The organism is Candidatus Bathyarchaeota archaeon (genome assembly GCA_026014685.1).
Classification (GTDB): domain Archaea; phylum Thermoproteota; class Bathyarchaeia; order Bathyarchaeales; family Bathycorpusculaceae; genus Bathycorpusculum.
Map to the genome: position 1 here is coordinate 1 of JAOZHW010000014.1, position 4453 is coordinate 4453.

A 4453-nucleotide genomic window follows, 5' to 3' on the forward strand; every position below is an offset into this window, starting at 1 on the left:
GGTTAATGTGATAAGCTTCTTCGCTGCAGACCTCAAGTTGCTCTTTTGCTTGGAGGGCAAACCGAAGGCGATGGCGAAGAACCGTTCGAGGCTTGACGTCTTCAAAGGTCAAGAGAGAAGGCTGAACCTTGCCATTTTCTTAGTTCTATCCCTCTCGGGGCCATTGCCTGCGCTTAAAATATACAAACAGATCATCGCTCAGAAAAAACTCAGCGGAACACACCAGGGCAGCTTATACAAAAGACTAGATGACTTAGCCACAGAAGGCTATCTCCGTGTACTCCCGCCTCGAGCAGGTTCAAAGGCGAAAGTTTACGAGTTGACAAACAAGGCTTACTTGGCTGTGGTTTTAGAGGAGGTCAGCCAGCAGGAGCTTGTTGACAAGGCAAATGAGGTAGACTCTGCAGTTCTTGTTTTTGAAGTATTAAAGATCATTCAGAACAACACGGCTGACAGCCAGAAAAGCGAGCCCTAAAAAAGAGTAAGCCCTTATTTTTAAAACAATTTTTAAAAAAAATCCATTAAATTCCATTTAGCTTGTTTAGGTTTAACATTTTTAGTTAGTCTCCTTATGAGGGTCTGTTAGGAGAGTCCCAAGCAGGCTCCGCTGGGAGTCTCCACGCAGGCGCCAATATTCCTTTATTTTTTCTGGGCGACACAGGTTTAGGTGTAAATAAATTGGTTAATTTGATTGAGGACTGGGAGGTCCTCGAAGAATACGCTGGCGAAAAACTGGGCTTCTACCAGATTCTCGCCATCGACGGATCCTTTGAGATCCGTGTCATGACCGGAAGAATAGGTTTTAAAAGAGAATTTAAAGACGGCAACGACCCGCTGCTAAACCGCATCCTGGACTTCTGCAAGAAACACCGCTTCATACAAGTCAGCGACCACCTCCGAGACGAAGACTTCTTCAAATAGGCGAGGCAAAACCATGAGTCTCACACTCCAACAACCCACAACCGCAGCCACATCTGCCACCGTTAAGGGTCCATACAAGAAACGCCCTAAGCCATGCATAATCTGCCGCAAACCATCCGCTGGCGTAACCAGCTTTGTCTTCATGGCCAACGGAAGAAACAAAATCGGCGTCCCATTCTGCCAGCAGCACCTCGACAACCGCGAAGCCTACGCTACGCCGGTGTTTGAAAACCAAGACGCCCTTGAACGATACAAGAAGGAACACCCCGCACTATACAGCCGCTCCGTCAAAGGAAAAATCATCCTCTATCTAAACCCGCCAAAGACGCTTAACGCAGCAGCAGAGGAACCCGAGGGATAAGCAATGGATAAGCAAGTTGAATTTTTCGTGAAACTAAGAGACGCCAGCCTGATGCTCGCCGACGCAGCAAACGAGTTCATCGACTCTCTGGCTCCGCCCGAAGTCAAAGCCGAGAAAAAACAGGCAGCCGCAGTCTTAGAGCTAAACTTTACAACCCTAAAGTTTGAGGCTCAGCAGGGCGCTAAACTGGGCGAATACGAAATCGCCTACAAACAAAACAACCTCCAAGACAAGTGGCAAAGCGCCTATAACATTCTCAGAAACAGTAACGCGACCATTAAAGACCGCTATTACGGCGAAGGCTACCAGTACAGTTACTGGCTCTACGGGGAAGACAAGATTTACCGCCAAAAACTCAAACCCAAAACCTAAGGAGACTTAACATGATTGGTTCTGAAGAAAGCGTAGAATACCCTGAAGGCTACGCAGAGGCTCTAGCCGAATGCACAGTTCTCGCCGCTCAGCTCTTAAAGATGGCAATGGAGGCGTCTTCTTAGTGTCTTGGGCTTACTTGAACGCTGAAGGCAAACGGCACTGGGGCGACATCTTCCCCGACGGCAAAGTCCCAATCCAAAGCATCATCGAGATACCAGCCAAACTCAAAGGCATAAAGCCGACACAGAAAGTCTACATGGTAGACTGGCAAAAACTAAGCACAGAACAACAGCTGGCGACGCTTCAAAAGCTAACCGAATTAAGCGGCACACCCAAAGCCGAAATCCTCCAAGAAATCCAAACTGTCGGTTTGCCCCTCCGAGAAAAATACACTGACGCCGTAGCCACCAACCGAATGGAACTTTTCCTCTAAGGAGCCAAACCGATGGGAAAGAGGGGAAAGGGCAAGAAATGCGGGGACTGCGCATACTGGAAAGTCAAGGACAGCCCCTGCACCTACCAAGACGACATACGCAAAGGCGTCATCTTAAAAACTGACCCTGCATGTGAAGACTTCTACCCCAAAGACAAAGAAAAAACCAAACTGCACAGGGCAAGCGGCTACGCAGAGCAAGGCCACTACGAAGCCATCTACGTCAACGGAAAACCCGCCTTCCTCACAGTCAAAGACGGCGCCTTCCGCGTATGCGACGAAGTAACAGTCGAAGAGGAAACCTTCCTGCCCAAGGAGTACCCAGATGAGTTCCCCTATGAACCCTACGGCTACTACGAAGGCAACCTACCCACCACCGAGGAGCTGTACTGGAAAATCAGAGAAGAATTCGCACTCTTCTTAGATTTAGAATCAAACTGGAAAGACTACCTAGCCGCCTGTGTCCTTCTAAGCTATCAACAGGAGAAGCTGCGCACGGTACCCTACGTGTACTTTGTGGGCGATAACGAGAGCGGAAAAACTGTTGCGTTGAACCTGCTTAACTGGCTATGCTACCGCCCCATGCTAGGCGTCACCATCCCCTCAGCCGACGTCTACGGCTACCTAGACGACTCAGACACGCCAGGCACCATCCTAGAAGACGAAGCACAGGGGCTGTACAAGGACCTCGATAAGGCTAAAATTTACAAGGCAGGCTACAAGAAAGGCGCCGTCGTCCCAAGAACAATGCTAACCCAGAACAAGCGCTTCATCAAATACTTCCGCGTTTTCTGCTTCAAAGCCTGCGCCGCCGAAGAAATGCCCCACGTCAAAGGCCTACTCGAACGCTTCATATTCATCCCCATGACTGAAGGCTACCCGACTAAAGACTGGGCAGACCTAAACAAAGACGACGAAACCCGCCTCAGAGACCTAAGAAACATCCTGCTGAAATGGCGCCTATCCACAATCGAGACAGAACTGCCCGAAATCGAGCTACCCGTAAAGGGGCGCCTCAAAGAGCTATGGAAACCAATCATCCAGGTCACTGCAGGCTTAACGATTGAAAAAGACCTCAGAGCACAGCTTGAACAGCTGCAAAAAGACCGGCTGAGCGAGAAAACCAACACCTTAGAAGGCCACCTCGTCAAGGTAGTCTGCGAACTCTACAGCCCACAAACGCCTCTTTCTTCAGCGGATATTTGGGATGGCTTGGTTAAGGACTTAGAGGGTAAACTGGACGACAAGAAACCAAACAAGATGGACACCCCCGAATTCGGCGAAGTTACTAAGCAGAAGATTGGTTATAGGCTTCGGGAAGTGCTTGGCGGCAAGAAAACCAAAGCCCGACTGCAAGAGGGGCCAGCGTGGGTTTACAGTTTTGACCAAGAAAAACTCAAACGCATCGCCAAGAAATACGGCTGCAGTCTTGTTCCAAAGTTCCAAACGTTCCAAAGTCCCACAGAGACTACCATCCAAAAACCAGACTACAGAGTCGAAGAAAAAAGCGCCGTAACCGAAAACAAGCCCGTTTCAGAACCACAAAAAACCGAACAAACAGCGGCGGCACCTGCCAAAGTTGTGCAGCTTGGGAACAGTGGAACATACACCTTAGACGAGTTGGCCCTGAAAGCTAAGAGCATCTATCGGTTAACGATGGATTTTGGGATAGAGACCTGCGTGTGCTGCGGCGCCAAGGGACGGCCAGACTGGCAAGTCACCGAATTTGACGATTCATGGGGGTTCCTCTGCGGTCCATGCGGACTAAAACTCTCCGAGAGGTTGAACAACCTTGGATAAAGAAGACTCAGTGCAAAAACTCGTATTCGTCCGATATGTTGACCATGTTCTCTACCACCGAACTTCAGCTCTAGCCGTTCAGCCGCAAATCAGAGAAGCCGTTGGATGGCTTGTCTACGAATGCGACCAATACGTCACAATATGCTGGGATAGAGACACTCAACCGCCCTCTCTTAGGGGCAGCGACCCAAAAGCTTCAGGTCTGGTTCTACTAAAATCAGACATCATCGAGCTGGTAAAACAAGATGAGTTGATTTTAAAAAGCCAAGATAACAAACAAGAAGATGAGTTCGCGCTCAAGCCAAAGGAGCGAAAAACTCGCCGTCCAAGAAAAACAGAGGCGGAAACATGACCGAAGCCACCACAGCCTTAAACCAGCCGATAATCCGCACACACCAACTCACCGTAGAAGAATTAAAAACCATACCGGTACCCATGACAATCCAAGGCGACACCATCACTATCGAACGCAGCTTAAGAAATTGGCCCCTTCAGCAGCCAGTCACCTTAAGCCTCAGCAAAGTCTTAGCAGCCAAAGAAAAAGGACTAATCAGCTATATCCT

The 4453-nt window shown here is 49.1% G+C and carries 8 protein-coding genes; all 8 read left to right on the top strand.

Annotated elements, in window-relative coordinates; all coding sequences use genetic code 11:
* A partial coding sequence (locus tag NWE96_09725; protein ID MCW3984255.1) for a hypothetical protein occupies positions 1 to 475 on the top strand: 475 nt, incomplete at its 5' end.
* Between the two features lie 203 nt (positions 476 to 678).
* On the top strand, positions 679 to 921 hold the full coding sequence (locus NWE96_09730; protein ID MCW3984256.1) for a hypothetical protein: 243 nt from the start codon (positions 679 to 681) through the stop codon (positions 919 to 921).
* A gap of 13 nt (positions 922 to 934) precedes the next feature.
* On the top strand, positions 935 to 1282 hold the full coding sequence (locus tag NWE96_09735) for a hypothetical protein (GenBank protein MCW3984257.1): 348 nt from the start codon (positions 935 to 937) through the stop codon (positions 1280 to 1282).
* Positions 1283 to 1285: 3 nt separating this feature from the next.
* The gene (locus NWE96_09740) at positions 1286 to 1654 is read left to right on the top strand and encodes a hypothetical protein (GenBank protein ID MCW3984258.1); all 369 of its coding nucleotides are present in this window, start codon (positions 1286 to 1288) and stop codon (positions 1652 to 1654) included.
* Between the two features lie 124 nt (positions 1655 to 1778).
* The gene (locus tag NWE96_09745) at positions 1779 to 2090 is read left to right on the top strand and encodes a hypothetical protein (GenBank protein ID MCW3984259.1); all 312 of its coding nucleotides are present in this window, start codon (positions 1779 to 1781) and stop codon (positions 2088 to 2090) included.
* 12 nt (positions 2091 to 2102) lie between these two features.
* Positions 2103 to 3890 carry a hypothetical protein gene (locus NWE96_09750; protein ID MCW3984260.1) on the top strand — a complete coding sequence of 596 codons (1788 nt, stop codon included), beginning with the start codon at positions 2103 to 2105 and terminating at the stop codon, positions 3888 to 3890.
* The gene (locus NWE96_09755) at positions 3883 to 4242 is read left to right on the top strand and encodes a hypothetical protein (GenBank protein ID MCW3984261.1); all 360 of its coding nucleotides are present in this window, start codon (positions 3883 to 3885) and stop codon (positions 4240 to 4242) included. The genes NWE96_09750 and NWE96_09755 overlap by 8 nt, the downstream gene beginning before the upstream one ends.
* Positions 4239 to 4453: hypothetical protein (locus NWE96_09760; protein ID MCW3984262.1), on the top strand; the 215-nt coding region annotated here is incomplete at its 3' end. The genes NWE96_09755 and NWE96_09760, both read left to right, overlap by 4 nt.

Coding starts and splice junctions, on each gene's coding strand:
- NWE96_09735 (MCW3984257.1), top strand. CDS start 935: ATGAGTCTCACACTCCAACAACCCACAACCGCAGCCACATCTGCCACC.
- NWE96_09740 (MCW3984258.1), top strand. CDS start 1,286: ATGGATAAGCAAGTTGAATTTTTCGTGAAACTAAGAGACGCCAGCCTG.
- NWE96_09750 (MCW3984260.1), top strand. CDS start 2,103: ATGGGAAAGAGGGGAAAGGGCAAGAAATGCGGGGACTGCGCATACTGG.